The 25,405-nt window shown below is 59.9% G+C and carries 22 protein-coding genes and 3 pseudogenes; 17 read left to right on the plus strand and 8 right to left on the minus strand.

From position 1 onward, the window contains the following. The first annotated feature begins 67 nt into the window (after positions 1-67). Positions 68-1,138: a zinc-binding dehydrogenase gene (locus AC0L7L_RS00850; RefSeq protein ID WP_473511236.1), complete on the plus strand. Its 1,071-nt coding sequence runs from the start codon at positions 68-70 to the stop codon at positions 1,136-1,138. Positions 1,139-1,283: 145 nt separating this feature from the next. Beyond that, positions 1,284-1,832 (plus strand): annotated as a pseudogene (locus AC0L7L_RS00855) (IS6 family transposase); the annotation flags it as partial. A 656-nt stretch (positions 1,833-2,488) separates the two neighbouring features. Here the strand turns inward: AC0L7L_RS00855 and AC0L7L_RS00860 are convergent. Continuing rightward, positions 2,489-3,319: a phosphogluconate dehydrogenase C-terminal domain-containing protein gene (locus AC0L7L_RS00860; RefSeq protein ID WP_473511238.1), complete on the minus strand. Its 831-nt coding sequence runs from the start codon at positions 3,317-3,319 to the stop codon at positions 2,489-2,491. Positions 3,320-3,457: 138 nt separating this feature from the next. Between AC0L7L_RS00860 and nanR the strand changes: the two genes are divergently transcribed. After that, positions 3,458-4,171 (plus strand): transcriptional regulator NanR, encoded by a 714-nt coding sequence (gene nanR, locus AC0L7L_RS00865; protein WP_473511240.1) that lies wholly within the window; start codon positions 3,458-3,460, stop codon positions 4,169-4,171. Between the two features lie 5 nt (positions 4,172-4,176). Here the strand turns inward: nanR and AC0L7L_RS00870 are convergent, their stop codons facing one another. The 5 genes and pseudogenes from AC0L7L_RS00870 to AC0L7L_RS00890 all read right to left on the minus strand — a co-directional run bounded on the left by AC0L7L_RS00870 (position 4,177) and on the right by AC0L7L_RS00890 (position 8,899). Beyond that, the gene (locus tag AC0L7L_RS00870) at positions 4,177-5,160 is read right to left on the minus strand and encodes an ABC transporter permease (RefSeq protein ID WP_272209748.1); all 984 of its coding nucleotides are present in this window, start codon (positions 5,158-5,160) and stop codon (positions 4,177-4,179) included. Beyond that, positions 5,157-6,188, minus strand: coding sequence for a sugar ABC transporter ATP-binding protein (locus AC0L7L_RS00875; protein ID WP_473511243.1), 1,032 nt, complete (start codon positions 6,186-6,188; stop codon positions 5,157-5,159). Before AC0L7L_RS00875 ends, AC0L7L_RS00870 begins: the two co-directional genes overlap by 4 nt. Positions 6,189-6,243: 55 nt before the next feature. Next, a pseudogene (locus AC0L7L_RS00880) lies at positions 6,244-6,681 on the minus strand (ATP-binding cassette domain-containing protein); the annotation flags it as partial. Next, positions 6,678-7,754, minus strand: coding sequence for an ABC transporter permease (locus tag AC0L7L_RS00885; protein WP_473511245.1), 1,077 nt, complete (start codon positions 7,752-7,754; stop codon positions 6,678-6,680). The pseudogene AC0L7L_RS00880 and the gene AC0L7L_RS00885, both read right to left, overlap by 4 nt. A gap of 149 nt (positions 7,755-7,903) precedes the next feature. Further along, the gene (locus AC0L7L_RS00890; protein ID WP_473511247.1) at positions 7,904-8,899 is read right to left on the minus strand and encodes a sugar ABC transporter substrate-binding protein; all 996 of its coding nucleotides are present in this window, start codon (positions 8,897-8,899) and stop codon (positions 7,904-7,906) included. A 144-nt stretch (positions 8,900-9,043) separates the two neighbouring features. Between AC0L7L_RS00890 and AC0L7L_RS00895 the strand changes: the two are divergent. The 6 genes and pseudogenes from AC0L7L_RS00895 to AC0L7L_RS00920 all read left to right on the plus strand — a co-directional run. Next, positions 9,044-9,636 (plus strand): annotated as a pseudogene (locus tag AC0L7L_RS00895) (D-apionate lactonase family protein); the annotation flags it as partial. Positions 9,637-9,795: 159 nt separating this feature from the next. Continuing rightward, positions 9,796-10,695, plus strand: coding sequence for a D-apionate lactonase family protein (locus AC0L7L_RS00900; RefSeq protein WP_473513705.1), 900 nt, complete (start codon positions 9,796-9,798; stop codon positions 10,693-10,695). Continuing rightward, positions 10,695-11,681 (plus strand): Gfo/Idh/MocA family protein, encoded by a 987-nt coding sequence (locus tag AC0L7L_RS00905; RefSeq protein ID WP_473511249.1) that lies wholly within the window; start codon positions 10,695-10,697, stop codon positions 11,679-11,681. Before AC0L7L_RS00900 ends, AC0L7L_RS00905 begins: the two co-directional genes overlap by 1 nt. 48 nt (positions 11,682-11,729) lie before the next feature. After that, positions 11,730-12,905: a RuBisCO large subunit C-terminal-like domain-containing protein gene (locus AC0L7L_RS00910; RefSeq protein ID WP_473511251.1), complete on the plus strand. Its 1,176-nt coding sequence runs from the start codon at positions 11,730-11,732 to the stop codon at positions 12,903-12,905. Next, positions 12,902-14,230: a four-carbon acid sugar kinase family protein gene (locus AC0L7L_RS00915; RefSeq protein WP_473511253.1), complete on the plus strand. Its 1,329-nt coding sequence runs from the start codon at positions 12,902-12,904 to the stop codon at positions 14,228-14,230. The genes AC0L7L_RS00910 and AC0L7L_RS00915 overlap by 4 nt, the downstream gene beginning before the upstream one ends. A gap of 311 nt (positions 14,231-14,541) precedes the next feature. Continuing rightward, positions 14,542-15,006, plus strand: a complete 465-nt coding sequence (locus AC0L7L_RS00920) for an IclR family transcriptional regulator domain-containing protein (protein ID WP_473513707.1) — start codon at positions 14,542-14,544, stop codon at positions 15,004-15,006. 342 nt (positions 15,007-15,348) lie between these two features. Here the strand turns inward: AC0L7L_RS00920 and AC0L7L_RS00925 are convergent, their stop codons facing one another. Together AC0L7L_RS00925 and AC0L7L_RS00930 are read right to left on the minus strand one after the other, a co-directional pair. Continuing rightward, the gene (locus AC0L7L_RS00925; RefSeq protein WP_272209763.1) at positions 15,349-16,824 is read right to left on the minus strand and encodes an aldehyde dehydrogenase family protein; all 1,476 of its coding nucleotides are present in this window, start codon (positions 16,822-16,824) and stop codon (positions 15,349-15,351) included. 10 nt (positions 16,825-16,834) lie between these two features. Further along, positions 16,835-17,941: a mandelate racemase/muconate lactonizing enzyme family protein gene (locus AC0L7L_RS00930; RefSeq protein WP_473511255.1), complete on the minus strand. Its 1,107-nt coding sequence runs from the start codon at positions 17,939-17,941 to the stop codon at positions 16,835-16,837. A 125-nt stretch (positions 17,942-18,066) separates the two neighbouring features. Between AC0L7L_RS00930 and pdxR the strand changes: the two genes are divergently transcribed. From pdxR to AC0L7L_RS00970, 8 genes are all read left to right on the plus strand, one after another. Further along, positions 18,067-19,557 carry a MocR-like pyridoxine biosynthesis transcription factor PdxR gene (gene pdxR, locus AC0L7L_RS00935; protein ID WP_473511257.1) on the plus strand — a complete coding sequence of 497 codons (1,491 nt, stop codon included), beginning with the start codon at positions 18,067-18,069 and terminating at the stop codon, positions 19,555-19,557. Positions 19,558-19,675: 118 nt separating this feature from the next. Beyond that, complete coding sequence (locus AC0L7L_RS00940; protein ID WP_473511259.1) at positions 19,676-21,022, plus strand: NAD(P)/FAD-dependent oxidoreductase; 1,347 nt, start codon at positions 19,676-19,678, stop codon at positions 21,020-21,022. Further along, complete coding sequence (locus tag AC0L7L_RS00945; RefSeq protein WP_473511261.1) at positions 21,010-21,369, plus strand: hypothetical protein; 360 nt, start codon at positions 21,010-21,012, stop codon at positions 21,367-21,369. Before AC0L7L_RS00940 ends, AC0L7L_RS00945 begins: the two co-directional genes overlap by 13 nt. Then, the gene (locus tag AC0L7L_RS00950; RefSeq protein ID WP_473513709.1) at positions 21,347-22,111 is read left to right on the plus strand and encodes an extracellular solute-binding protein; all 765 of its coding nucleotides are present in this window, start codon (positions 21,347-21,349) and stop codon (positions 22,109-22,111) included. The genes AC0L7L_RS00945 and AC0L7L_RS00950 overlap by 23 nt, the downstream gene beginning before the upstream one ends. Positions 22,112-22,224: 113 nt before the next feature. Beyond that, positions 22,225-23,313, plus strand: coding sequence for an ABC transporter ATP-binding protein (locus AC0L7L_RS00955; RefSeq protein ID WP_272209770.1), 1,089 nt, complete (start codon positions 22,225-22,227; stop codon positions 23,311-23,313). Position 23,314: 1 nt separating this feature from the next. Continuing rightward, positions 23,315-24,208 (plus strand): ABC transporter permease, encoded by an 894-nt coding sequence (locus AC0L7L_RS00960; RefSeq protein ID WP_272209771.1) that lies wholly within the window; start codon positions 23,315-23,317, stop codon positions 24,206-24,208. Then, on the plus strand, positions 24,208-25,032 hold the full coding sequence (locus tag AC0L7L_RS00965) for an ABC transporter permease (RefSeq protein WP_473511264.1): 825 nt from the start codon (positions 24,208-24,210) through the stop codon (positions 25,030-25,032). Before AC0L7L_RS00960 ends, AC0L7L_RS00965 begins: the two co-directional genes overlap by 1 nt. 16 nt (positions 25,033-25,048) lie before the next feature. Beyond that, entirely contained in the window at positions 25,049-25,405 is a 357-nt protein-coding gene (locus tag AC0L7L_RS00970; protein ID WP_272209773.1) for a cupin domain-containing protein, read from the plus strand.

The following is a 25,405-nucleotide window of genomic DNA, read 5'->3' on the forward strand; positions in this document are numbered from 1 at the left end:
ATACCAGTTCGTCTTTGCCTGGCCAAGACATGCTGTTTTGGTGCGACAATTTGCAAAGAGGTATGAAATGAAAGCCGCAGTCCTCCGTCAATTCTCCATGCCGCTCGCGATCGAGACATGTCCGGACCCGGTCCCCGCCGCCGGCGAACTCGTTGCCGATATTCATGCAGTGCCGGTTCTACCCTATTCCGATGAGGTGTTTGCCAACAGCCGCCCACACGGCCTGCAACTGCCGATCATTCCCGGCTGCGGCGCCGTCGGTCGTATCCGGTCGATCGGGCCGGATGCGACGCGTCTGAAGGTCGGAGACTGGGTCTATTGCGACCCGACGTTCCGGGCCCGTGATGACGCCGAAACGCCCGATATTCTCCTGCAGGGCTGGGCCGCTCCGAGTGTCGGCGCGCAGGCTCTCCAGAAGCATTTTCACCATGGCGCCTTCGCCACGCAGATGCTGATGCCGATGGAATGCGCAAGCCGCATCGCCCTTGGCGCGGACGATGACCCGACAAGGTGGTGCGCGCTCGGCTCGTTCCTCGTTCCCTATGGTGGCCTGCTGGCAAGCGGGCTTCGCCCGGGGCAGACGGCGCTGATCAGCGGTGCGACCGGTCATTTTGGCAGTGCGGCCGTGGCCGTGGCGCTGGCAATGGGCGCGGTCACCGTTGTCGCCCCCGGGCGAAATGCCGCAATTCTCTCCGATCTTTCTGCGCGGTTTGGCAATCGGGTGCGTACGGTTCAATTGACCGGAGACGAAGACGAGGATCGCCGCAACATGGCTGCAGCCGCCGGACTGATCGATTGCGTCCTCGACATCCTGCCCCCGCTGGCGGCGGACGCATCACCCATCCGCGCCGCGGCAATGGCGGTGCGTCCCGGCGGCACTGTCGTCTTGATGGGCGGCTCGGGCGTAAGCCTTGATCTGCCCTATCGCCATCTGATGCGCAACAATATTACGATCCGAGGCCAATGGATGTATCCGCGCCATGCCGTGCCGAACATGATCAGACTGGCCGAAGGTGGCTTTCTTCCCCTCGACCAGTTCGCCTTCGATGCCTTCCGGCTTGATGACGCAAACGAGGCGGTCGCATGTGCCCGGCAAAATGCAGGCCCGTTCCGCATGACGGTTATTCACCCGACGTGAGTCGTCACCAACAATGTGAGATCACCCACACGGTCATGGCACCATCCGGTCACAGTCTGCCGGGGGCGTGCCTGTTGGAACGACTGCCGCAAGTCAACACAGTTGTTTGCGATGTCACCGAACTCGACCGCATCCCCGGCTGTCGCTTAACCTGTGGTTCAATCTGAGCCTGCGCGAAGTTGAGGAAATGCTGCTTGAGCGTGGGATCGACGTTTCCTATGAGACAATCCGCCGTTGGATCGCCAAGCTCGGACCTCGGATTGCCTGCAATCTGCGGCAACGACAGGCGCGCCCTGGCGATGTTTGGCGTCTGGACGAGGTCGTTGTGAAATGCGCTGGAGAGAAGTTCCGGCTCTGGCGTGCGGTGGATCAGTATGGCTTTGTTCCAAAGCGGATCATCACCGATAAACTGCGCTGGTACGGTGCGGCGAAGGCGGACGTGGCACCCGGCCTCGATTGCTGGTCGCACAAGGGTCTCAACAATAGGGCCGAGAACAGACATGTGCCGTTTCGAAAACGGGAACGAACCATGCAAGGCCACCGGTCACCGGGAGCATTGCAACGGTTCGTCGCCATGCACTCCGTTAGCCGCAATTGCTTTTCAGTTCCAGCCCGCCGCCGCGCTGCACAAACAATCCGCTACCATCGGCTCAAAGCGTTCGATGCAGGGGAAATTGCAGCAAACGCAGCTTGATCTCTCATCCGTTCCCAAACGGGCAGACTGGGTGAGTTAATGTGACAACACCATTCGGAGCGTTGGGTAAAGCTCTCAAGGCCGCGCTCGACGATCATTTCGCCGGCCTCGAGAGCCGTATTGAAATCCTTATTGCTCAGGAAGAACAGATGGCTGCGAAAGCGCGGCTTTTGCGGTCCATCCCGGGGATTGGCCCGGTTTCGGCAGCATGCTGATCGCTGAGATGCCTGAACTTGGCCGGATGACCACGGGAGGCCGGTGAGCGCTGCGACATGTTCTTTTTCAGGCTGCACTCGCTGCTGCGTGCCATAGCCCGACGATGAAGCCCCTTGCCAAACACCTCAAGGAACGTGGAAAACCCCACAAGCTCGTCATCGTCGCCTTCGCACGCAAGCTGATTACGATTGCTAATGTTGTCCCGTGTGTCGGTCGCTATCGCCTTCGCTTGGAAAGCCGGCGAAAGGGGCATTGCCGGAGAATGCATAATATTCCGTGTGGGGCATATGTTGCAAATAGAGTGCTCGGTTGCCCAAAATGCGTACGGCAAGGGAGCCGATACTCGACGTTCCGGTGACCTACATCGGGCCTTTGATGACGAAGGACGGCGCGCCGTGCAGCGCCGCCCCTTGCTCAGGTTCCGCCGGAGTTCACATCTATCAGCCGTTGACGATCAGTTCGGAAGCTTCGCGCACGACCTTGGGATCGAGCGCGCGGTCCCAGTTTTCGCGCACGACGATGCCGCGGGCAAAGCGCATCAGGCGGAGCGCGGCATCGGATGGGACTTTCGGGGTGAAGCCGAACCACATCGAGATTTCGACATTGAGATGGCCGATCATGAAATCGAATGCCGCTTCACGCGGGATGCCATAGCGGCTCGCGCATAGCTCCACCGCCTCGATCATCACGTCGACAAAGGGCATGGCAATCATTTCCGAAAGCCCTGGTTCAAGGATCGCAAGCTGCTCGGTCGTCACACGGTGCACCCGCAGGATTGGCGACCACATGGTCTCGCAGATCTCCCGGCCGATCGCGTAATGCGCCTCCGGTCCCTGCATCAGCGCGCAAATGATCGACTGCGGCGCGACGCCACCATGAACATCGCGGCGTTGTTCGGAATCGGCAAGGTCGGCGTAAAGCGGGGGATGGCAGGGGTGGCCAAGGAAATAGGTGATGTCTTCGCGTTGCGGCAGAACCCCGGCATAGGGGGCTGCGGCATCCAGAATGACGACAATGGTGCCGGCATCAAGTTGCGGCACGATTTTGCCGGAAACCGGGCCAATCAGCGAGTCGGGGAGTGCCAGGACGACCACTTTCGCACCCGCAAGGGCAGCGTCCTGCTCGACAGTTTCGATTCCCGCCTCGGCGAGACGGGTGCGGCCGGCCTCGCTCACTTCGACAGCCCTAAGTTCGTAACCGGCGTCCCTGATCTTGCGGGTGACGCGAAAGCCCATCTTTCCGCCCGCACCGAAAACGGCGACTGAATGCATGAAATTTCCTCCTGCTAGGTGATTTTACCATATACTGAGTATACCAGTAGGAGAAATCATGTGACAAGTCAATCTGGTATAATCTGTTGAACTTCTGCTAAGATAGCCAAATCGCTTCACTGGACCGGAGTCTGCGACTTGAAAAAAGAAATAATTCGGAAGAAAAAACTGTCCGACGAAGTGCGTGAGCGGCTGCTGGCGGAAATTGAGGAGGGGCACCTGCCCCCCGGCGCACCGCTGCCTTCCGAGCGCGAACTTATGGAAACGCTGGGTGTTGGCCGACCGGCAATCCGCGAGGCGATGCAATCGCTCCAGAACCTCGGTCTCATACAAGTCCGACATGGCGAACGCCCCCGTGTCGCCGAACCTCAGCTTGATCTGCTTGCCGAGCAGCTTGCACTGACCATGCACCATGTGCTGACCTATGATTCGAATGTTCTGGCGCAACTGAAGGAAGCGCGGCTACTGATGGAAGCCCAGCTCGCCCGCATCGCGGCCGAAAAGGCCACGGCAGCCGACGTCACCGAACTGAAGGCGATCGTGGCACAACAGGCCGAGCTTACCGGAGAAACGCCGCGCTTTATGGAAATGGATGGTGTCTTTCACGGACGGCTTGCCGAGGTTTCCGGCAATCTGCTTATGGCTTCGGTGGTGCGGGCGATTTTCGCCTGGCTCAAACGGTTCCACCCGGTGGCGGTGAGGACCACCGGCCTTGAAAACGTGACGCTTGAGGAACACCGCGCAATCATCGCCGCCATAGAAGCAGGCGACGGCGAAGCGGCGGACCAGGCAATGCGCCACCATTTGTCCCGCGCCAACACGCTTTACCGTGCTTTTGATGATCCGGCCTGACGGCACTATTCCTCGTCAACGCGGATCTTGCGCCGGCTTCTGAGGGTGATCATCCGGTTGCGCACGGAATCTATGACAACCGCAAGTAGGATGATCGCTGACTGGATCAGCGGCTGAAGATAGATGTCTACCCGCAGAAAAACGAGGCCGGATTGCACCATCTGGATCAGCACCGCGCCGAGCACCGTTCCCGGCAGTACGGTGCCGACCCCGCCGAACAGGCTCGCGCCGCCCAGCACCGCGGCCGCGATGGCATAAAGCTCGGAAAATTCGCCGAAGCCGGCATTGACGATGCCAAGCTGTGACACCGAAATGAAGCCGCCAAGAGCCGCGCATACGCCGCAGACAAGATAGGCCGAAACGAGCGTGCGCCCCACCGCGATCCCGGCGCGCGTCGCCGCCTTGATATCGTTGCCCACGGCATAGATATGACGTCCGACACGCGTTCTGGTCAGCACGATATGACCAAGCACAGCAACCAACAGAAACACGATGATCGGGTTCGGCAGGCCGAAGGTGCGGCCCGCGCCGAAGCTCAGGAGATCATTGGGCAAGATCACGCCACGGGATTGGGTGAGCAGAAGGCCGACGCCGCGCCCGGCGACCAGCATGCCGAGCGTGACAATGAAGGGAACCATTCGGAGCCTGACGATAAAAAAGGCGTTGATGCCGCCGAAGACAAACCCGGTGGCCATCGCCCCGATGGCGGCGATGGCGGGCGAAACGCCGAAATCGCGCATCAGAAGGCCGGCAATCACCGAGGACAGATACATGTTGGTGCCGACCGAGAGATCAATGCCGCCGGTCAGCATTACGAAGGTCATGCCGATCGCGACAATGCCGATGAAGCTTGCCTGCTTGACGATGTTCTCGAAACTCTGGAATTGCAGGAACCGGTCGGACAGCGCCCCGAACACCATAAAGATGACGATGAACAGTAGTGCCGGCGCATGGGCAAGCGCGAAATTGGTGATCCGATGCAGGTTCATGCGACTGTCCTCCCGCCGAAGGCTGCCGAAAGGATGGCCTGGCGGTCGAATTGACCGCGTTCGAAGCTCGAGTTCAGCATGCCTTGATGCATCACGAGAATGCGGTCGGCAACGCCGATCAGCTCATCAAGTTCGGAGGAGATATAGAGGATGCCGACACCCTCTTCCGCGAGCTGGTTCATGATCGTGAACACCTCGTATTTTGCGCCGACATCAATCCCGCGCGTCGGCTCATCCATGATCAGCACCTCGGGCCTGTTCATTACCCATTTGCCGATCACGACCTTCTGCTGATTGCCGCCCGAGAGGCTGTGAACCGGAATGGAAAGTGTGGGATCGCCAGTGCGCAGCCGCAATCTGGACGACATGTCGCCGATTTCATCGGACAGCGCGTCGGCCTTCACCATGCCGCCGGCGCCTGCAAACCGGCCGAGGCTTGCAAGTGCCATGTTGTCGCGGATGGAGCTGTCCATCAGCAAGCCTTCATGACGGCGGTCCTCGGTGACGAATGCCATACCACGCGCCACCCGCTCGCGCGCGCCTTCATCCGGCAATTCCACGTCGTTCAGTCTGATGTGACCGCTGCTGTGCGGATCCAGACCGAAGAGAACGCGCGCCATTTCGGAGCGCCCGGCGCCCATCAGGCCGAAAAAGCCCAACACCTCGCCCCGTTTCAGCGAGAAGGAAATGTCGCGAATAACGCCGGGTTGGCCAAGACTTGCAACCTCGAGCACCGGCGCGCCGATTGCGGCGTGGCGCTCGGGAAACAGCTGCTCCAGCGAGCGGCCGACCATGCTGAGGATCATGCGGTCTATATCGAATTCGCCCGTAGGCCCGCCATCGACACGACTTCCGTCGCGTAGAACAAGGATCTGGTCGGCAAGCGCCATGACGTCGGCCAGCACATGGCTGATATAGATCATCGACCGACCTTCGGCGCGCAGCCGTTTCAAGAGCGCGAAGAGCACCTCGGTTTCGCGGGTCGTCAGCGATGTCGTGGGCTCGTCGAGAATAATGATCTCGGGCATCAAGCGCCAGCGCCTTGGCAATCTCGACAAGCTGCTTCTCGCCCGGCGCGAGCGTATCGACCGTTGTATCTGGGGAAAGATCGAGCCCGACCTGACGCATTGCCTCTTCCGCCTCGCGCCGCATCCGCCGGCGGTTGACGATCGGCAGCTTGCCGGTATGCGGCAACCGGTTCAGCAATATGTTCTCGGCGATGGAAAGATTGCCGAACAGGTTCAGCTCCTGATGAATGAAGGCGATGCCAGCAGCGCTCGCATCCGCGGGCTTTTCCGGCGTATAGGGTTCGCCAGCCAGCAGCATTTTCCCCTCATCGGGAATATGCACCCCGCCCAGCATGTTCATCATGGTCGATTTGCCGGCTCCGTTTTCGCCGACAAGGCACAGGATTTCGCCAGGGGCAAGAGCAAGGTCGACGCCCTTGACCACCTGCACGCCGAAGAAGCTCTTGCCCAGGCCCTTGAATTCCAGAAGCGGTTCGCGTGCTACCGTGTTCATTTGAGCGCCGCCTCCCGCCGCCAGACATCGAGATAGGCCGCCAATAGAATAACGCCGCCCTTAACGATGAAGACCGCGAAAAATGACAGGTTCATCAGGTTGAGCGCGTTCGAAAGCAGCGTGAACAAAAGAACGCCGTATACGGTCCACAGTATCTTGCCCGACCCGCCGAAAAGGCTTGTTCCGCCGATGACCGTGGCGCCGACGACGTCCAGCAAAAGGTTCATATTATCGCCGAAAGCGGGGCGGCCCATTTCGAGCCTGGCCGAATAGAGCACCGAGCCAATCGCCGCGCAGACACCGGAAACCAAGAAGCTCAGGATGATGACGCGGCGCACCGGCACGCCGGAAATCGTCGAGGCGCCGGGATTCATGCCGGTGGCGTAGACCCAACGGCCAAAAATGGTGCGCGACAGGCCGATATGGGCGATGATGGCCACCGCAATCGCGATCAGCGCCGACCACGACAGGAAGCCGCCATAGCCGCGCTCGGCAATTACACTGAAGGAGCTTGGCAGGTTTGTGACGTTTTCGGAATGGGTCAGCCATACCGCAAAGGCGGAGAAAAACAGCAGGGCAATCAGCGACATCATGAAGGCCGGTATGGAGAATCTCGCGATCAGAAAACCGGTCAGCGCGCCGATCGCGCCGCCAACAACCAGCATCACGATCACGGCTGCGGGCATCGACCATATATGGCCGGAAAGAATTCCGCCGTCAGGCCCGATGATTGTTCCCCAAAGCACCGTGCCCTCGAAGATGCGCGGATCGACGCCGAGCGTCATCACCGCAGCCCCAATCACGCTGGTCACCGCGATTACGGCGATCTGGCTGAGATCGATGCCGCCGACGATCATGACATAGGTCTGTCCGATCGCGATGACCAGCAGCGGCCAGACATTGGAAAGAAGGTTGGAGAGATTGCCGGCCGTGGCAACGCTGGGGATGAAGGGAATCAGCAAAACAAAGAATGCCAGCGTCACGTAGAGCACGAAATGCTGTGACTTCAGCACCGCATTGACAAACCCGGCGTTGCTGCTTTTGCCGCCGGAAGAGGCGGTCTGGTTGGGCATGGGGTCTCCTCCAGTTTAAGGCGGCGGATGGCGAAAGCCACCTGCGCTACACATCGCCAGGCCGGATCGTTCCCGCCCCGGCATTCAGATGCATATTGCCAGTTCGGAGCGCCGCTTTCCTCAAACGTCGGCACTCCGCCTATCTCTTGTTACTGGTCGGCCAGGACACAGCCCCACATATCAGCGTGGCGCTCGGGCTCATTATCCTGGGTCAAGGCAAAGCCTTTGTCGTTGATCATCTGGTTCGGCGTATTGTCGCCGGACTCGATCGCGGCAAGCAGCGCCTCCACGGTTGAATCTGCTTCGAAGAAGAGATCCTGTACGCCGGTGGAATCCACATACCCCTCGCGGATCAGGTTGCAGGCCGTGACGTCGCCGTCCAGACCGCCGAGGATCATGTGCCCCTCCTTGCCCGAAGGCGTCCAGCGCCCCTGCTGCAGCAAGACAGCGCGAATCTGTGGGAAAAGGAAGTCGGACGAAGTGAAAATTACGTCGACATCCGGATTGGCCTGCATCGCGCTTTCGAGATTGGCGAGCGCCACCGTTGCGTCCCACTCGGTCGGCACTTCGATCGGTTCGGCGTAAAGGTCGGGATTGGCGTTGATGACATTGAAGAAGCCCTCGCGGCGACCGATCGCATTGGTATCGGCAAGGGCGCCCACCATGATCAAAGGCTGCACCTTACGGTCAAGATCGAGCGCGCGCGCTTCCTTGGTCAGATGTTCGACGGCGGCCTCAGCGATCGCGACATTGTCGGCAACCACGACGATCGCATCGTTCGGGTTGGAGGGGTTCGGCGGACGATTGAAGACAGCAACGGGAACGCCGGCCTCGTTGGCTTCGGCGATCATTTTGATAACGCTTTCGCCGTCTTGCGGAATGATGATGATGCCCTCGACACCCTGTGTAATGCAATCACGCACCTGTTCCAGCTGACGGTTTGCATCCTCGTTGGCGTTGACCTCGATGACGTCAATGCCTTTGTCGGCCAGCGATTTTGTTATCGCCTTGTGACCGGCCACCCAGAATTCGGTCTCAAGGGTCTGATAGGCGAAACATATGCTTTTGCCATCTGCTGCAAAGGCCCCGCTGCCGGCCAGAACGCTCGCAGCCGCAACGCTTGCGGCCAATATAAATTTCTTCATGCTTTCCTCCCCTTTCGCAATGATGAACTGCGTAACCCGAAATCGGGCTTGCAGTTATATTGTTATTATACCAGTATGCCAGTAATGCAACAAAAAAGTCGGTCAGGCTGCGCCGAAACGAGATTTGAGGAAACGTTCCGCATCATGAAGGACATTGAAATTCAGCACGACAACGGCAATCTGAGCGCCGTTTTCAGCGAAAACGGACTGACGTCGCTGGTGCTCGACGGCGTTGAAATTCTGCGCGGGCTGAGCGCGCCGATCCGTGATCCTTCCTGGGGCACCATGAAGGAAGATGGGATCGCCACCAACCTCGTGAAAACGGGGGATGGATGGCTTTACACCCGCACCGCCAGGCTTGCGGAGGGCGAAGCCCGGCAGGAAATGATGATCCGGCTCGAAAGCGACGGCAATGGCTTCTCGGTCACCGCCCGCTTCTCGCTGCAAGCCGAGCGCGGCTTTGCGGCCAACCGTGCCGGCTTCTGCCTTCTGCATCCGCTCGCAGGCCAAAGGGGGCGCCGCTTCACCTGAAACATCCCGATGGCCGCGAGACCGCTACCCGTTTTCCGGCGCTGATCGCGCCTGCCCAACCCGCGCGCGACATTGCCGCCATGGAACACAGGATCGGCGCGATTACCTGCAGCTACCGGTTTTCCGGCGAGGTCTTCGAGATGGAGGACCAGCGCAACTGGAGCGACGCCAGCTACAAGACCTACTGTCGGCCGCTCTCCCTGCCGGTTCCGATGCGGCTTGAGGCTGGCGAGCGGATCGAGCAGGAAGTCACAATTATGCTTTCGCGCGATACGACAAACACCGCCGCGCCATCCGCACCGCCCGCATCGCAGGCTGTCAGACTACCCGAATTGCTGCTGATCGCCGAGCCCGGCGCCATTGCGATGCCACCGGTCCGACCTTCGGGCTGGTTGCTGCGCGAGGGACCGGACAACCCGTTTTCCGACGAGGCGCTTTCCGCCTTCGCCGAGCTGTCGGGCGATACGCCCTTCGATCTTGAATATGTCACCGGGAATGATCCGGAAGCGGAACTCGCCGCCTTTGCTGAACGGCTCTCGCGTCTCGGACTGGCCCCCCGTCATGTCATCGCTTTGCCGGTCGCCTATCTCAAGAGCTATCAGCCGGAGGGGCCGTGGCCGGATCCCCCCACGCCGGAAGACGCCGTCAATGCGGCGGCAAGGGCCTTTCCGCAGGCGCGGGTTGGGGTCGGGATGCTGACTCTGTTCACCGAGTTGAATCGATGCCCGCCGCCCCAAGGGCTAGGCGACTACGTGACCTATGGCACATCCGCGATCGTTCATGCGGCGGATACGGCAAGTGTCTTCCAGACATTGGAAGCATTGCCCGACATTTTCGCCTCGGCAAAGGTACATGCCGGCAAGCGGCCCCAGCGACTCGGACTGGTGGCGATCCCGATGCGATCAAACCCGTATGGCGCGGGTCTGGCCGACAATATGGATGGCCGCCCTAAAGCCATGGCTGGCTTCGACGGCCGCCACTTTACCGGGGAAGGTGCGGCCTTTGCCGCCTGTGCGGTGCTGCTGGCGGCAGCTTGCGGTATCGAGGCGATGGCGCTTGCGGCTCCGCGCGGTCCGCTTGGCCTCCATGATGCAAACGGCAAGCCAACCCCGCTTGCCGATCTGATCGAGGCCCTTTCCCGCTTTGCGGGCGCTGCGATGGAGCTTGTCCGGCATGACGATGGCGCAATGACGCTCTGCGGGCCCGTTGGCAGGCTGCATGTCGATCCGGCGGCGAGGCGCGTTACATACACGGAGGATAAATGATGGCATCTTTCAAAGGGGCATTGATCGGTTGCGGCTTCTTTGCCCGAAACCACCTGCATGCCTGGCGCGGACTTGAAGAGGCCGAACTTGTTGCTGTCTGCGACCGAGACCGCGGCCGCGCCGAGCAGGCTGCAAAGGAATTCGGCATCGCCGCCGTTTATGACGATGCGGAGGCTCTGTTTGCGGGCGAAAAACTCGATTTCGTTGATATCGCCACCACCGCGCCTTCTCATCGCCCGCTGGTATCGCAGGCCGTGCAGCATGCGCAGACAGTGATCTGCCAGAAGCCGTTTGCCGAGGCGCTGGAAGACGGGCAGGCGATGGTCAAGGTTGCCCGCGCGGCAGGGGCGACGCTGATCATCCACGAAAATTTCCGCTGGCAGAAACCGTTCGTAACGCTAAAGAAAATGGTCGATGAGGGCCGAATAGGCGCGTTGCAATTCGCCCGTTTTTCCTTCCGTCACGGCTTCGACAACTACGTCAACCAGCCTTATCTCGCCGAAATCGAGCGCTTCACGATCATGGATGTGGGGCTTCATCTGTTCGATCTCGCGCGCCATTTCATGGGCGATGTCACGCGGATTTCCTGCAACAGCCAGCGTCTCAATCCGAAGGTGCGCGGCGAGGACGCCTTCACCGCCATGCTGGTTCACGAGACCGGGACCACAACCATCTGCGACTGCTCGTTCCGCTCGGTGATCGATCCCGATCCGTTTCCGCGCACACTCGCCTGGATCGAGGGCGATACGGGAACGCTGGCGCTGGCAGCAGACGGTCAACTGACGTTGCACACAAAGGACGGGCGGCAGGTATTTTATGAAGCGCCCGCAATTCCGGCCTGGGGCGAGGCCCCGTGGCATTCTCGTCCAGGACAGCGTCATCCGTTTTCAAACGCACGTGATCGAGGTGATGGCAGGCCGGGCAGCCGCGCAGCCTTCCGGCGCCGACAACCTCATGACGCTGGCGCTGGCGCTTTCGGCCTATGACTCGGCCGCAAGCGGTTCGACCATTCATATCGACAAGGGAGATACGCTTTGAACGACCGTATCGAAGCCGATTACATCATCGAAACGGCGGGCGAACCGGAAAAGGTCGCCACCACCATGGCTGGCGAGCAATCCTCCGGCACCTTCACGAAGGTCCCCGGCGAGACCCCGGAATTGCTGGAACGCGCCGGAGCACGGGTTGAAAACCTGGAAATCCTCGAAACCGTCGCCGAACCCTCGCTGCCGGGCGCGCGCCAAGGCGCGCCGATCCGGCGCGCGCGCGTGACGCTGTCCTGGCCAATGGCAACCGTCGGGCTTTCCGTGCCGCATCTCTCAATCGTGATTGGCGGCAATCTGTTTGAACTGAAGGATTTCTCCGGCCTGAGACTTGATGACATCCGCCTGCCGGAGGCTTTTCTCGCAGCCGGACCGGGACCGCGTTTCGGCATCGAGGGAACGCGCCGGCTTTCCGGCGTGCATGGCCGGCCATTAATCGGTACGATCGTCAAGCCGTCTGTCGGCCTGCCCCCCGAACAGACGGCCGACCTTGCCGAAACCATGGCCGAGGCCGGGCTCGATTTCATCAAGGACGATGAATTGCAGGCCGACAGCCCCGCCTGTCCCTTCGATGAGCGCGTGGATGCCGTGATGAGGCGACTGAAGCGGCATGCCGAGCGCACCGGAAAACTGCCGATGTTTGCTTTCAACATCACTGGTGAATTGGACGATATGAAGCGGCGGCGCGACCATGTGCTCAATGCCGGTGGTACCTGTATAATGATGTCGCTCAATGCTGTAGGGCTTTCAGGTTTCATGGCGATTTCGCGCGACAGTCCGTTGCCGGTTCACGCCCACCGTGCCGGCTGGGGCGCGCTGAGCCGCCATCCGATGCTCGGCTGGTCGTTTCCGGCATGGTCGAAACTCTGGAGGCTTGCCGGAGCAGACCATATCCATGTGAATGGCCTCGACAACAAGTTCTGCGAGAGCAATGAGAGTGTGATCCGCTCGGCCCGCTCCTGCCTCGAACCGCTTGGCGCCTCAAAACCGGCAATCATCATGCCGGTATTTTCCTCGGGCCAGACGCCGAAACAGGTGCCCGAGACCTATCGCGCGCTCGGCGCGGACGATCTGATTCACGCCGCAGGCGGCGGCATTCTCGGCCACCCCGGAGGACCTGCCGCGGGGGTGGCCGAAATGCGGGCGGCCTGGGAGGCAGTAACGTGACAGCATTCACGAATGGCAGGCCGGTCTGCGCCTGGTATGGCGATGACTTCACTGGCACCCTCGCCGTTCTGGAAATCTTCGCCTTCGCCGGGCTTTACGGCGCGGCCTTTCTCAAGATGCCGACGGCGGATGAGATGCTTCGCTTCGAAGGGCTCGACGTCATCGGACTTGCCGGCACGGCACGGGCGCAATCGCCCGAATGGATGGACACCAACCTGCCGACGACCTATCGCTGGCTCGCGGCTACGGGCGCCGAGATTGTGGCCTACAAGGCCTGTTCGACGCTCGATTCAGCCCCTGGAGTCGGCTCCATCGGCCACGCCGCCGAGTTGGGGCTGACGGCGTTTTCGCAATCGTCGGTCGATTGCCTTATCGCCTGCCCTTCCATGGGGCGCTATCAGGTTTTCGGCAATCTGTTCGCGACCGGCCCTGATGGCGCCGTCCACCGTCTCGATCGGCACCCGGTGATGACCCGCCATCCAGTGACCCCTATGCATGAGGCCGATGTCGCACGCCATCTGGCTGCCCAGACCATGCTGCAGACCGTCAGCGCTCATTCGGCGACGACACGACCGGAAATCGACGGCATCATCTGTCTCGATGCCTATAATGCCGCCGATATGGAAAGAACAGGCGCTGCGATCTGGAGCGAACGCGGGAAACGGCGATTCGTGATCGGCTCGCAAGGGGTTCAGGTCGCTCTTGTCGCCCATTTCCGAAAAAAGGCATGCTTGCCTCCCCGCCTGCGCCGCCACGACCCGAGCCGCGTCCGACGGTGGTCATTTCAGGCTCGGTGTCGCCGACAACGGCAGCGCAGATCGACCATGCGCTTGCCCATGGTTTTGAGGGCATCCGCATCTCGTCCGGACGAGCTGCTGCCGGGATCGGCCGAGGCCGCATCACAACGGGCCACCGCGAGCGCCAAGGCCATTCTCAACCGGGGACGGATGCCGATCATCTTCAGCGCCACCGGGCCGGATGACCCCGCGGTTGCAGCATTCGGCGAACTTGTCCGTCGGCAGGGCCATGCCCCCGCAAAGGCGCAGGAACATCTGGGCGAGGCGCTTGGGCAAGTGGCGCGCTGTGTGCTGGCTAAAACCGGGCTCACCCGTGCCGTGATTGCCGGAGGCGATACCTCCGGGCGGATCATGACCGCCCTGGGCGGGTTGGCCGTTACTGCGCTTTATCCGGGCAACACACCTGGTACATCGCTCTTCCGACTTGCAGCCGACAATGAACTCGACGGGCTCGAAGTGGCGCTGAAGGGCGGCCAGATGGGTTCCGTCGATGTATTCACGCAGCTGGCCGGGGAGCAGGCTCTCTGAGATCAGGAAACCGGCGGCTGAGCGCAGCCGCATCAACTCGAAGCTTTCGATGCAGAGAAACTTGCAGCCTGCATCGCCTGGTTGGGATCGATCGAACCGGGCGTGCCGAGTTCTGCGACTTGCGCGATCGTCTTTCCATCACCCAGGCCGCGCCACGGCACGGCGCGTTCTGCTGACGCTGACCCGCGAGGGATATGCCGATTATGATGGGAAATACTTCACGCTGACGCCGCAGATCCGGCGCCTCGGGGCTGGCCTCTCTGCCGCTGCCGCAACTGGTCCAGCGGTGGCTCGATCAGCTTTCCGAGCAGATTGGTGAAAGCTGTTCGGTGGCGCTTCTGGATCAAACCGAAATCGTCTATGCCGCCCGCGCGGCGCAGAAGCGTGTCATGTTGATCGGCCGCATGCCCGGCACGCGCCTGCCTGCCTTTTGCACCTCTATGGGGCGCATCCTGCTGGCTTCACGGCCCCGCGAACAGGCGATCGCCCTGATCGAAAAATCCGACCTCACACCGCGCACCTCCTTTTCCGTGACCGACCCGGCGGAGATCCTCGGGTGTGTCGACCAGGCGCGTGAAGACGGTTTAGCCATTTTCGACCAAGAGGTCGAAGCCGGTCTCCATTCCATCGCTGTGCCGCTGATCGGTAAACGCGGTAGAACCGTCGCCGCGCTCAACACCGGCATGGCCGCAACGGCCGCAGGCGTGGATACACTAGCCGACACGTTCCTGCCGAAACGGCTTCATGTCCAGGCAGGCCTGCGCCGCGTGCTCTGAGTGACAACCGGTTTTCCGGCTATGTTGGTGAGCGTTCGTGCGATAAATCGCAGATTCCAAACACGCAACGGCAGCTGGCCAAGCATGACATCCGCTGTCTGCCTCTTCTCCCAAGGGCAGGCATACCAGCACTTTTGCTGATCGTCGCTCAAGCCGACAATGGCTGTGCGTGACTGCATTGCCAGGATCGCCGATCCTGCGACGACAACCCCTCCGGTGCTGTCCGAAATCTCTATCAGACTCCCTCCGACCTCGAAAGGATATACCATGCGGTTACGCTCGTGTTTGCGCCTGGGGTTGCTATGCAATCTCTATGGAGGCTGCCAGCATCTGGGGGACGAGCTATAACTTGATCGCGATGTTCTTGCTCTTGCAGTAGGAGAGCATGCCCTCGAGGCCTTTTTCACGACCGAAGCCGGACATCTTGTTGCCGCCAAAGGGCACTTCCACGCCACCGGCAAAATACTCGTTGACGAAGATCTGCCCCGCATCGATATCACGGGCGAGCGTCAGGGCCCTGGAGATGTCCTGCGTGTAAATGCCGCCGACGAGCCCATACTGGCAGTCATTGGCAAGCTGCAGCGCATGTTCGGGATTGTCTGCAATCTGGACGGTCAGTACGGGGCCGAAGATTTCTTCCTGCACCAGATCATCACTGGACGGCGTGTCGGCAATGATCGTTGGTTTGTAGAACCAGCCTTTGCCGGTTTCCGGATCGGTCGCTACCTCGCCACCGGTGAGGATTTCTGCACCGCGTGCTCTGGCCTGATCGATGATGCCGGCGACTTTTGCCAGATGTGCGGCGGAATTCAGCGGGCCGAAATCCGGGTCGCGGAGCCCGTGGCCGAGGCCGAATGTTTCAGCCCTGCGAACAAGTTCGGCGACGAAGTCATCATGGATCGAGCGCTCGATCACCAGCCGCGAGCCTGCCGAACAGATCTGCCCGGCATTTTCGAAGATCGCGCCGAGAACACCATCGATGGCCGCTTCGCGATTGCAATCGCCAAGGACGACGACTGGTGATTTCCCGCCAAGTTCCAGCACCAGCCGGGTAACGTGTTCGGCGGCGGTGCGCATCACCCGCTGGCCGGTGACTACGGAGCCGGTAAATGTGATCTGGTCGATATCTGGATGCGCTGTCAACGGTGCGCCGACGGCAACGCCGGTTCCGGTGATAACATTGCAGATGCCATCGGGAAGGCCTGCGCGCGACAGCAGTTCGGCGAGCATCAGCGCGGTGAACGGGGTCTGCTCTGCCGGTTTGGCGACAACGCAGCATCCGGCGGCGAGGGCGGGGGCCATGCCGCGCGCTGCAGTCGAAATCGGATAGTTCCACGGAATAATTTGCGCGGAAACGCCCATCGGTTCATTCAGGCTGAAGCCGAGATAGCCTTTTGCCAGCGGAAAGCTTGCGCCCTGCAGCTTGTCGGTAGCGCCGGCGTAATATTCAAAGGCGCGGGCGGCACCCAGAACGTCGCCGCGAGCTTCGGAAAGCGTCTTGCCGCAGTCGAGCGTTTCGACAATGGCAAAGCGCTCCGCCTCTTCGCGTAACAGGCTTGCCGCGCGGCTCAGAATGCGACCGCGCTCGGCCGGGGCCATGTCGCGCCAGACATTCACAAATGCCTTGCGGGCGCTCGCAACCGCGTCATCGACATCGGCAGCCGTGCCGTTGACGAAACTGGCAAAGGCCTCGCCCCGCCCGGCGTCGAAGCTTTCCATCATTTCGGCATCAGATGCGCGGCGGAACTGACCATCAATGAAGTGGCCCTCGGGCAGACCTTCCGGCCTTTTCCCGGAGAGAATATCTTCGATGTTCATGATTATACCTTCAGTCTTGCAGTTCGCTGACCTGATAGTGCGATTTGGTCAGCCATTCCGGATTGATTTCGATCCCCCATCCCGGCGCGTCGGTTACCGTCACCTTGCCGCCTTCGAGGCGGAATGGATCGTTGAGGAAGAGGCCTTCCTGCCACGGATAGTAGTCGCGGCCTTCGATCGAAAATTCAAGATATTTGCCGGCGGTCGGGATCGCGCGCAGATAATGCATCGTAAACAGCGTGACCATGGACAGATTGGCGGCGTGCGGCGTCACCGGCATGCCGGCAGCTTCAGCCATGCGGGCAACCCTGAGACTTCGTGAGATGCCGCCCAGGTAAAGGATATCAGGCTGCAGTACGTCGACGACCTGATCGTTGATCATCAGCCGCCAGTTCTCGATCATGCAGTCCTGCTCGCCGCCGGTAATGTCGATGTCGAGCGCTTCCTTGACCTGCCTGGTCTGATCAAATTCCCAATAAGGGCAGGGCTCCTCATAGTGGGAGATGCCGTTGTCCTGAAGCATATGCCCGATTTCGATGGCCTTTGCTGGGGAGTAGCAGGAATTGGCGTCAACCAGCAGCGCGGCTTCGTTGCCCAGCGCACCCGCAATCATCGGCACGATCTCTTCGGTGCGGCCCGGCCACTCGTCCTGATTATGTCCGACTTCGGCCCCGATACGGAACTTGAAAGCGTCGAAGCCATGTTCGCCACGAAGGCGCAGGAAACGTTCCTTTTCATCGGCGGGCGTAATGTCGCGCTTCATCGACGAGCCATAGGCCCTGAGCGTGCCGGGCGTGCCGCCGATCAGCGCGCAAACCGGTTTTTCTGTGCGTTTGCCTGCCATGTCCCATAATGCGGTATCGACACCGCCCATGGCGCGGCGCAGGTAGGCGCCCGGAAACTTGTGTTCCCTGTCGCGGGCATGGTCAAGCATGGCATCAATATCGTCGCAATCAAAGCCGAGCACATGCGGCGCAATCTGCCGGTGAAGCACCTCGGCGGTGATATCGGCGAAATAGGGGGCGACCTGTCCCCAGCCGATGGCCCCGTCCTCCGCAGTGGCGCGGACAAAGCAGATGAATTCGTCAGTGAATGTTTCGATTTTGGTCAGTTTCATAAGGCTTCAATTGTTCTGGTCAACTTGTACTTCTTCTCATTTGCGGCATAATTGGCGTATCAGACATATCCATTTCGGAACTTATTCCAGACCAATTTTATCACGTGTCGTGAGGATGGCGGTTTATGAAACATTCTGCCGGTGCGCTTCTTTCCTACATCAAGCTCGACCGTTCTTCTCGCAAGGGTGTCGGCGTGCAGCTTTATATGGCGCTGCGCGACATCATCCTCTCCGGCGGTCTGAGGGCCGGTGATCGTCTGCCTGCAACGCGCATTCTTGCACGTGAACTTGGTGTTTCGCGAACGACGGTGATTGATTCCATCGAACGCCTCGTTGCCGAAGGCATGCTGGTGTCACGGGTCGGCGCGGGCACCTTTGTCAGCGATGTGCTTGATGCCCAGCGCCCGGCACAGGGCGAGCCTGCGCCTGCGAAAAACAGCAACAGGCCGCGCCTCTCCTATGCCATCACCCATGCCGAGCCGTCTTACGCGCGGCGTAACTGGCTGCCGCATGAAGCGCGTGCGTTTATTACCGCACTGCCTGCGCTCGATGCCTTTCCAATGACCAACTGGGCGCGCATATCCGCGCGGCAGCTACGCGGTGCGCGCAGCACGGTCATGGGCTATGGCGAGCCGAAAGGCATGCGGGCGCTCAGGCGTGCGATTGCCACGCATCTAAGCGCGTTGAAGGGGATACGCTGTCACGAGGATCAGATATTCATTACTTGCGGCGCACAGCACGGCTTTGCGCTGATCGGGCATATGCTGCTCAATCCGGGGGACCGGGTATGGATGGAAAACCCAGGTGCGTCGGGTGCGCGCAACGCCTTTCTGTCGCAGGGTGCTGAACTGGTGCCGGTTGATGTCGATAACGAGGGCATGGTCGTTTCCGACGGGTTGAGTAAGTCGCCGCATTTCCGGCTGGCCTTCGTCACGCCGACGCATCAACAGCCGCTCGGCCATGTGATGTCTCTGGCGCGGCGGTTCGAGTTGTTGCGCGCGACTGAAGAGGCGCAGGGACTTGTGATCGAAGATGATTATGATGGCGAGTTTTATTTTGAGAATGCACCGCAGCCGGCGCTTTACAGCACGGATACCTCCGGGCGTGTGCTTTATGTCGGCACCTTTTCGAAATCGCTTTTCCCGGCGTTGAGGCTCGGCTTCATTCTTGTACCCGAACGCATGATCGACGCCTTCGACCAGACCTTTTCTGCCTGGGCCAGTGGCCCGGCGACCGCCACGCAGGCGATTGTCGCGGATTTCATGGATGAGGGGCATTTTGCCACCCATATCCGCCTGATGCGCAGGCTCTACAAGGCCCGTTACGAGGCATTGAAGGAAGCCGCCGCCTCGCTTCCTGAAACCGTGCGGTTGCAAGAAACCAGAAGCGGATTTCACGCAACGGCCGATCTCGCGCCGCATATCGACGCAAAGCTAGTCGTTGAGCAGGCGCGTGAACGCGGCGTTATTCTGGCACCGCTATCGCGCTATTGCCTTCAGCCGATTGAAAAGAACGGACTGGTTTTCGGCTTTGGCAGCGCGCCGCCGGAGGCGTTGCGCAAAGGGATCGATATTGTCCGCGATCTGCCGTCTCTGAATTCAAATTGGTCTGGTTAAATCGTCAAATTGGATATCACGAGTAATCCATTTCTCTCATACGATTTTCCTAACGAAGATCAAAGCCATTGGCTGTCCGGCCATCAGACTGTCAGGTCGCTTAACATAGGAAAGACGCATGCGCTCCGCGCAATCAAGCACAACACCGTATTGGCACATGGGTCTGGGGCCTGCGCCGGACACTCTGCCAGAGCCGCCGAAACAGGCGGATCTGGTTATTGTCGGCTCCGGTTATACCGGGCTGAACGCCGCGCTGGTTGCTGCGCGTGGCGGCCGGTCTGTTCTGGTGCTTGATGCCGAAGAGCCGGGTTTCGGTTGCTCGACGCGCAATGGTGGGCAAATCAGCACAGGCGTAAAGCCGTCACTGGCGACGCTGACGGCGAAGTTCGGGGAAGAGAAGGCACGCGCCATTCGCGAAGCCGGAGCTGGTGCTCTGGACTGGTTCGGCCGGTTCATTGCGGATGAAGGTTTCGACTGCGATTTTGAGCGCAAGGGTCGATTTCATGCTGCTCATACGCCCAAGCACTATGAGGAGTTGGTGCGCGAAGCGGAAAAGCTGAAGCGTGACGAGGGCATCGAAACCTTTGCCGTGCCGCGCGCAGAACAGCACAAGGAGCTTGGCAGCGACGCCTATCACGGCGGTGTGGTCTATACGAAGCATTGCGCGCTTCAGCCGGCCAAATACCACCGTGCCCTGATGCAACGGGCGCTTGAGGCCGGTGTCGAAATTGTCGGCAGCTGCAGGGTTTCTGGTATTGAGCGGAAGGGGTCTGGCTTCGAAGTCCGGAGCGAAAAGGGACCGGTTTCGGCGCGCAATGTTCTGGTGGCGACCAATGGCTACACGACCGGGGCAACGCCGTGGCTGCAGCGACGGGTCATCCCGATCGGCAGCTATATGATAGCGACCGAGGAACTGCCTGAAGGTGTGGTTGACCGGCTGTTCCCGACCGGGCGGATCGCCAGCGATACCTGCAAGGTGCTCTACTATTATCGCGCCAGCCCTGATCGGAAGCGCATTCTGTTCGGCGGCCGTGTGTCGGCGTCCGAGATGGATCCGGCGGTCAGTGGCCCAAGGCTTCGCGAAGCGATGATCCGCATCTTTCCGGAGCTTGCGAGCGCTGCGATCACCCATTCCTGGAGCGGGTTCGTCGCCTACTCATTCGATGAGCTGGCCCATACGGGCTGTCATGACGGCGTTCACTATGCACTCGGTTATTGCGGTTCCGGCGTGTCGATGGCGAGCTATCTTGGCATGAAGGCGGGCCTCAAAATTCTGGGTTCGCCGGAAGGGCGGACAGCTTTTGACGATCTGAATCACCCGACGCGGCCATTCTATTTCGGCAAACCCTGGTTCCTGCCCGCCGCAGTGACCTGGTACCGCTTTGTCGACAAGCACCCATGGGCCGGGGGAGGCCACACGTCTAGTGGCATTGAGACCGGAATGCATTGGAGATGGCGGACCTGAGCATACGATTATTGAAGGCTCTAAAAACAGAGAAAGAGGGAAAAATGAACAGCAGATTGACTTTGATACTGGCAGCAACGCTGCTCGCCTCGACGGCGATGGCGCAGGAGAATGAACTGACGGTTGCCTCATGGGGCGGTTCGTTTCAAGACGCCGAAAGCAAGGCGCTTTTTGAGCCTGCTGCCGAGGCAATGGGCATTGATCTGACGCAGGAAACCTATAGCGGCATGTCAGACGTCCGTTTGCAGGTTCAGACCGGGCAGGTCACCTTCGATCTGGTGGCAAGCGGCACCGGATCTGGCTGCGCGCGCTGGTGCGGAAGGCCTGTTGGAACCGATCGATTATGATGTCGTCGATGTTTCGAATTTCCTTGAAGGCACCTATTCCGAATACTGCGTCGGCAGCGACGTGTTTTCCACCACCTATGCCTGGAACACCGACACCTATGGCGAAGATGGCCCCAACAGCTGGGCTGATTTCTGGGACACTGAAAAGTTTCCGGGCAGCCGCGCCTATCGGGGCAACAGCGTTGCCGGCGCGCTGGAGCCGGCCTTGATGGCCGACGGCGTTGCACTGGAGGATGTCTACAGCGTTCTCGATTCCGAAGAAGGCATCGAGCGCGCCATCGAAAAGGTCCGCGAGTTGAAGCCGCATATCGAGGTTTTCTGGTCTTCCGGCGCTCAGCAGGCGCAGCTGATGAAGGATGGCGAAGTTGATATGTCCACAGGCTGGAACGGTCGTTTTGACACCGCCGCCAGAGATGGCGGCAAGGTCGCCTACAGCTTCAATCAGGGCCTGGCCGATGTTGACTGCTTCGCCATTCCGAAGGGCGCGCCGCACAAGGATCTGGCGATGAAGTTCCTGGCGGAAATTTCCAAGCCGGAATATCAGGACGACCTGCCGAAATACATCCCCTACGGCCCCACCAATATGTTGGCCTATGAAACGGGCGAGATTTCGCCGGAGGTTGCAGCCATGCTTCCCTCATCTCCGGAAAATGCAGCTATGCAGCTTCCGATCTCTCTTGAGTGGTACATCAAGTGGGAAACGACGGCGAATGAAATGTATCAGGAAATGATCACCGAATAGGCGTCTGACTGATCTTAAATGTTGGTCGACGGTGCTTAGCCTGTCGGGGCTGCGCACCGTCGCCCGGCACTCCTGCACATCCAATCATTCAAGCTCCTTAGGGAGGGACGGCCTTGACGGCTCGAAATATTGAAGCGCTGCCTATTAGTGTCAGCCACGTTACCAAGACCTACGGGAAAGTTCATGCGCTCAACGACGTCTCGCTGGAGGTCAAAAGCGGTGAATTTCTCACCCTGCTCGGCCCGTCCGGCTCGGGCAAGACGACACTTCTGATGGTTCTGGCGGGTTTTACCCGGCCTGACAGCGGCAGCCTGAAATTCGGCGACCGCGAAGTGATACGCCTTGCGCCGCACTTGCGCGATGTCGGCATGACGTTTCAAAACTATGCGCTGTTTCCGCATATGACGGTGGCGGGCAATGTTTCCTATCCGCTCAAACTGAGAAAAGTGCCCAAGGCGGAGATTGCCGAGCGTGTCGAAAATGCGCTGGAAACAGTCCAACTCGTCGGTTATGGTGATCGCCGCATCACCCAGCTTTCCGGTGGTCAGCGTCAGCGCGTTGCGCTTGCGCGTTCAATCGTCTTTGAGCCGCGCATTCTGCTGATGGACGAGCCGCTGTCGGCTCTCGACAAGAAGCTGCGCGACCAGATGCAGATCGAGCTTCGCCATCTGCACGAAAAGCTCGGCATGACCACGGTTTACGTGACCCATGACCAGCGCGAGGCGCTGACCATGTCCGACCGTATTGCCGTTGTGAACCATGGCCGGATCATGCAACTGGCCGCACCGCGCGATCTCTACGAGCAGCCCGCCAACCGCTTCGTTGCCGACTTTATCGGCGATTCAACATTTCTTCCGGTCCATCGTCAGGGCAAAGGCGTTGCCTTTGGCGATATGCCGCTGAAAATCGCCGGTTCCGTGCCGGATGCCAAAGACCTGCAGCTGATGATCCGCCCGGAGCGCATCACGCTGGCCCGCGACAACAACGGCGAAAGCAGCAATCGCTTTTCGGCAGTGGCGCGTGAAGTGGTCTATCAGGGTGACAGCTATCTTCTGCAATCCGAACTGGCGGATGGAACGTTGATCACCATGCGCGGTGCTGTGCGCGGTGCCAATCTTTCCGTTATGCCGTCCGTTGGCGATCAGGTGATGCTCAATCTCGAGCCTGACGATGCCGTCGTCATTGACGGAAGCGAGGATTGATATGGCCGCATCCCTCGCAAACGAGACCAATGCTGCCGGCCTGAGGCACGATGAGCGGGTTGAAAAGCTGAAACTTTTCGGTCTCAGCGCGCCAGCGCTACTGATCGTTTTTGTGGTGCTTGTGATCCCGGTCGGCTGGCTTTTCTATCTCTCCTTCCTCGGCGCAGACGGCACGTTCTCGCTTGAGAACTACACCCGGATGATCGACCGAAAATCCTATCGCCGCATTTTCGAGATGACCTTCGAGGTCAGCGTTCTGACGACCGCCCTGACGATCCTGATCGGCTATCCGATGGCCTATTTCCTGGCGCAGTTGCCCAACCGCCTTGCCAGTGTTTTCATGATTGCCGTGCTGCTGCCGTTCTGGACCTCGCTGCTTGTGCGTACCTACGCCTGGCTGGTTCTGTTGCAGAAGCAGGGGCTGATCAACCAATGGGCCATTGCGCTCGGGTTTTGGGATGAGCCGATCAAGATGGTGCATGACCTGAACGGCACGCTGATCGGCATGGTGCACATCATGCTGCCCTTCCTCATCCTACCCACCTATGGCGCGATGAAATCGATCGATCGCGACCTGATGAAGGCCGCATCCAATCTGGGGGCATCGCCGAAACATGCATTCTGGACGGTATTCTTTCCGCTCACCATTCCCGGCCTGTTTGCCGGAGCGCTGATGGTTTTCATCCTTTGCCTCGGCTTCTACGTCACGCCTGCTGTTCTCGGCGGTGGCAAGGTCATCATGGTATCGATGAAGATCGTCTCCAATATCGAGATGTTCGTAAACTGGGGAGCTGCGAGCGCACTTGGCGTCGTGCTGCTGATCATGACCATGATCATTCTCTGGATTGCCTCGAAATTCCTCAACCTCGACCGGATCGCAGGAGGCGGGCACTGATGCTGAATTGGCTTAAATCCCCCGCAACCGAGACGCAGATCACCCATGGCGGCCGGCTCTGGCTTTATGCGCTGGCAACGCTGATCATCCTGTTCCTCGTCGTGCCGACCCTGATCGTCATTCCGATGTCGTTCTCCGACAGTCAATATCTGGAGTTTCCGCCGCAGAACTGGTCATTTCGATGGTATGAACATTATTTCGGGTCCGATGAGTGGATGCTGGCAACCCGAACCTCGATCAAGGTCGCGATATTGACCATGGTGGTGGCAACGCCGGTCGGCGTGCTCGCGGCCTACGCCCTGCACACCGCAAAAATACCGATCGTCCGGCTTGCCTTCGTGCTGCTGATCACGCCGATGATGGTGCCGCTGGTTCTGGTGGCTGTCGGCGCCTTCTATGTCTACGTCAAACTGAATATCCTCTACACGGTCACCGGTCTGGTTCTGGCTCATACAGTTCTTGCTTTGCCGCTTGTGGTGATCGTCGTCGGGTCGGGGTTCAAGACCTTCGATATGGCGCAGGAAAATGCGGCACGCTCGCTTGGCGCGCCGCGATGGAAGGCCTTTCTGACGGTTACATTGCCGCAGATCCGCTTTGCCGTGGTCACGGCGGCGTTGCTTTCCTTCCTCACCTCGTTCGATGAAGTGGTGGTGGCGATGTTCATCTCCGGCGGCGAAAATCCGACTCTGACCCGCAATATGTTCAATGCTCTGAGAGATCAGATAGACCCGACCATCGCCTCCATTTCGACGATCATGATCCTGATTACGACGCTGATGATGGTGCTGGCGCTGGTCTTTGGCGGCAAGAACAAAACCGAGTAAGTGTGAGGAGTATGACATGACAAGTCTCGAAGCCTTTGCGGCGCTCGGCGACGTAACGCTGGGCCCGTTCAAACCCAAACCGACAACCCTGAGCGACGGTCAGGAAGAAGCGTCTGCCATGCTGTGGTCTTCGCCCGACGGTTCCACCAAGATCGGTGTTTGGGAATGCACGCCCGGCCGCTTTACGGCAGACCGCACCAATGCGGGTGAGTATTGCCATATCATTTGGGGCCGTGCCTCGGTCAAGAACGCTGACGGAAGCGGGGAACGGACGGTTTCTGCCGGCGATCTTCTGGTTCTGCCGCAGGGCTGGACGGGCGAGTGGGAAATCCATGAGCATGTCCGCAAACTCTTTGTCATCGAGGCGCGCTGA

The organism is Martelella sp. K41-7 (genome assembly GCF_055808365.1).